This window comes from Heliobacterium chlorum, from assembly GCF_014502795.1.
Lineage (GTDB): Bacteria > Bacillota > Desulfitobacteriia > Heliobacteriales > Heliobacteriaceae > Heliobacterium > Heliobacterium chlorum.
Window position 1 is genome coordinate 1 of sequence record NZ_JACVHF010000072.1, and the last position, 2,786, is coordinate 2,786.

The window sequence follows — 2,786 nt, forward strand, 5'->3', positions numbered from 1 at the left end:
AAACGAGGAGGGCTATAACCATTTTCGGATTGAATGAAACCCTGTTATCGTTTTTGCGGCGGCAGGTGGGCTTACGAACCGACGCATCCAGTGCGACGGGAAGTGTTCATGGCAAGTTAGGGGATATAAAAGACACGTCCAACGCGAATTTTAGTACGATAAACGCAGCCCTGGCTCGGAACCCATGGGCAGCCGGGAAAAAAACCTACGCCGTGTATGGGCAGAATTATAACAATGCAGCATCGAGTACGCCGGATACCGACTTATTTAACATCACCGGCCCATTGCTGATTATTGGGGGATATATTGAGTTCGGTTCCAGTAGCTATGTTCGATATACCTTAGAGACGGATGGAACCTATTGGTTTAACGGTGTTTACGGAAGTTCCTTCGGGGGGAGTGGCGGCATGTATGTATGGAGGGACGTTGCGGTGAATGGCGGGAACCATAAATCCTTCGCCTTTGTGTTGCCAGACCCTTATCTGTTTAAATATACCGGAACGACGAGCTATAATTATGAAACCTTTTCCTCCAATGCGATTTTTACTTTTCCGTCGCCGTTTTACGTGGAACAACGGTGCCGGTTGACGTTTAATACTTCAAGCAGTGGAAACGGACCCGTAAATACTCGGTGGGGTGTTTACTATATCCGGTAAGAGAAAGGGACACGAATGAATACAGAAATTATCATCGAGAGCGGTTCCGTTTACGAGTTGCATAAAGACGGTGACGAAGTTTTTTGCAAATGCTTCAAATGTGCAGCCATGAAACTAGTCGTCACTGGGGGGAAAAGTTCTATTGATATCGGCGAAAACATCTCCTTACACGTAGAGCTTCGAGACTGGCAAGACATGCCCATCTCTGATCGGAATCAAAAAATAATCGTGAGTGTATCGCATGAGGAAAGTGATCCTGTTGTGTTAGCCCTTGAAGTGGTGGGAGGACAAGCGGAATTTGATTTTATGAGTAATTCGGCAGGAACATTTTTGGTACAAGCGGTTGCCGATGAAGTAACCCATGAACCGGGAGTGTTTTGTGTGGAGGTGCAGTAATATGGGTAAACCCACCTTGGTGATACCGAAATCCCAGAAGCAGTCAGCCACTGAACGAATCACTGCAAAAATGGCGGACTATACTGCCAAAAAAACCAGAGGCGAAAAACCTTCCTTGGACAGCGTAAACGAAAAGCTAGACCTCATAATTGAGTTGTTAACAAAATGCGATACGTAAGACGCAAACCGCGTCTTTTTTTTATTCCTGAAAAACGTGAGAAAGGGGGTGAGTCATGGACGGACTGTTGGCGGAAGCCCTCTCCCAAGGGTTGTGGGCGACGCTGTTTGTATCCTTGTATTTGTATCAACTACAAGAAAGTCGTCGTCTGCAAACCGAAGCTCGGGGAAGGGAGGATAAATTGACCGACTTTCTCCGAGACATCTCCAAGCAGTTCGAGATTCTTGCGAAGCAGTATGAGCGGCTCAGCGACGACGTGCAAATCATCAAATCCGAAATTCGAGAAAGGGGCAACTAATCATGGTAAACATCACTCAAGATTTTGTTTCTCGAGGCGCGAAAAACCGACCCGGCTATCCGATGACTCCTACGTTCATTACCGTTCATAACACAGGCAACAGCAATAAAGGGGCTGACGCCAAGTGTCATGCTGATTACATTAAAAGCACCGCTGCGGGTACAACTTCGTGGCATTTCAGCGTCGACGACCATGCGATTTATCAGCACATTCCTACCAACGAGAATGCATGGCATTGTGGCGATGGCGGTAACGGCCCAGGCAACCGCACTAGTATTGGCATCGAAATCTGCGAGAACAGCGATGGAAATCTAGCGCAAGCAGAGGCCAACGCTATTGACCTCATTATCGACTTGATGAAGCAGTTCAACATCCCGCTCACGAATGTGGTTCCCCACAAGCACTGGACCGGCAAGGACTGCCCACATCTCATTCTCCCCCGTTGGGATGCCTTTATCGCTTCGATGGCCAAGCGACAGCAGGAACGGGAGATTACCGATAAACTTGCCACCGTTCCCGATTGGGCAAGGGATAGCGTGAAAAAGCTGGTAGACAAAAGTGCCTTATCGGATCTCTCTGGGGACAACACGTTTTACCGAGTAATTGTTCTAATGGATCGATTGGGGCTGATCGCGTAATCCGGTATCCTCTACATCTTCACGCCCGATGATAATCTCCCAAATCTCGTCACTGCGTAAAATAGATTCGGCGAATACCTGGTTATAGAATTTTTGATCGTTCTTTCCGAATTCTTTTTTAAACCCTTCGTAGGCTCGAATATGCTCTGTCATGATATCTGTGAGGTGTTCGACTACATCTTCATCAAAATCCTCCGGCTCAATCTTCATATTACTGCAGAGCAACTGTAATAAGAGACGGACTCGTGCAGGTGAAGGCGTGAAGGTGTCTGTATCCTTTACAGAAGTAACCAGAGATTGCGAAAAGTCCATGAGTTTATCGTGTAATTCGTTGTAATTTTTACGCTTCGTTAAATCCGGTGTATACCCCATTCCCAAACCTCCGTAGAAAAACAATCGTAAAAATAGTATTCCAAGAATGCACGAAATTCTGCGCCATGCTTGGGCCAAGTGCATAAAAAGACAGGATTATAAAAGAGTCGGGAATAATTACCGGCTCTTTTTGTGTCACAATTCGCTTTTTTTTACCCATGTAGTATGTGGAGGCAACTTTGAAAAAAGTGAGGAGGTGATGGAGTTGTTTGAGTCCAGTGTGATTGTGGCTGTACTGATCGCCGCAG

The 2,786-nt window shown here is 46.5% G+C and carries 6 protein-coding genes; 4 read left to right on the top strand and 2 right to left on the bottom strand.

All coding sequences use genetic code 11. The features are described from left to right. The 4 genes from H1S01_RS19830 to H1S01_RS19845 form a co-directional block, all read left to right on the top strand. Nucleotides 1-656 (top strand): hypothetical protein (locus tag H1S01_RS19830; protein WP_188042115.1); only part of this gene is annotated, 656 nt, incomplete at its 5' end. A 15-nt stretch (nucleotides 657-671) separates the two neighbouring features. Next, nucleotides 672-1,052, top strand: coding sequence for a hypothetical protein (locus H1S01_RS19835; RefSeq protein ID WP_188042116.1), 381 nt, complete (start codon nucleotides 672-674; stop codon nucleotides 1,050-1,052). A 233-nt stretch (nucleotides 1,053-1,285) separates the two neighbouring features. Continuing rightward, on the top strand, nucleotides 1,286-1,528 hold the full coding sequence (locus tag H1S01_RS19840; protein WP_155477106.1) for a BhlA/UviB family holin-like peptide: 243 nt from the start codon (nucleotides 1,286-1,288) through the stop codon (nucleotides 1,526-1,528). Nucleotides 1,529-1,530: 2 nt separating this feature from the next. Next, nucleotides 1,531-2,166 carry a peptidoglycan recognition protein family protein gene (locus H1S01_RS19845; protein WP_188042117.1) on the top strand — a complete coding sequence of 212 codons (636 nt, stop codon included), beginning with the start codon at nucleotides 1,531-1,533 and terminating at the stop codon, nucleotides 2,164-2,166. Here H1S01_RS19845 and H1S01_RS19850 read toward each other — a convergent pair. Then, nucleotides 2,137-2,538, bottom strand: coding sequence for a hypothetical protein (locus tag H1S01_RS19850; protein ID WP_188042118.1), 402 nt, complete (start codon nucleotides 2,536-2,538; stop codon nucleotides 2,137-2,139). The two genes, H1S01_RS19845 and H1S01_RS19850, sit on opposite strands and share 30 nt — an antisense overlap. Then, on the bottom strand, nucleotides 2,507-2,786 hold a 280-nt coding region (locus tag H1S01_RS21250; RefSeq protein WP_207732430.1), incomplete at its 5' end, for a hypothetical protein. The genes H1S01_RS21250 and H1S01_RS19850, both read right to left, overlap by 32 nt.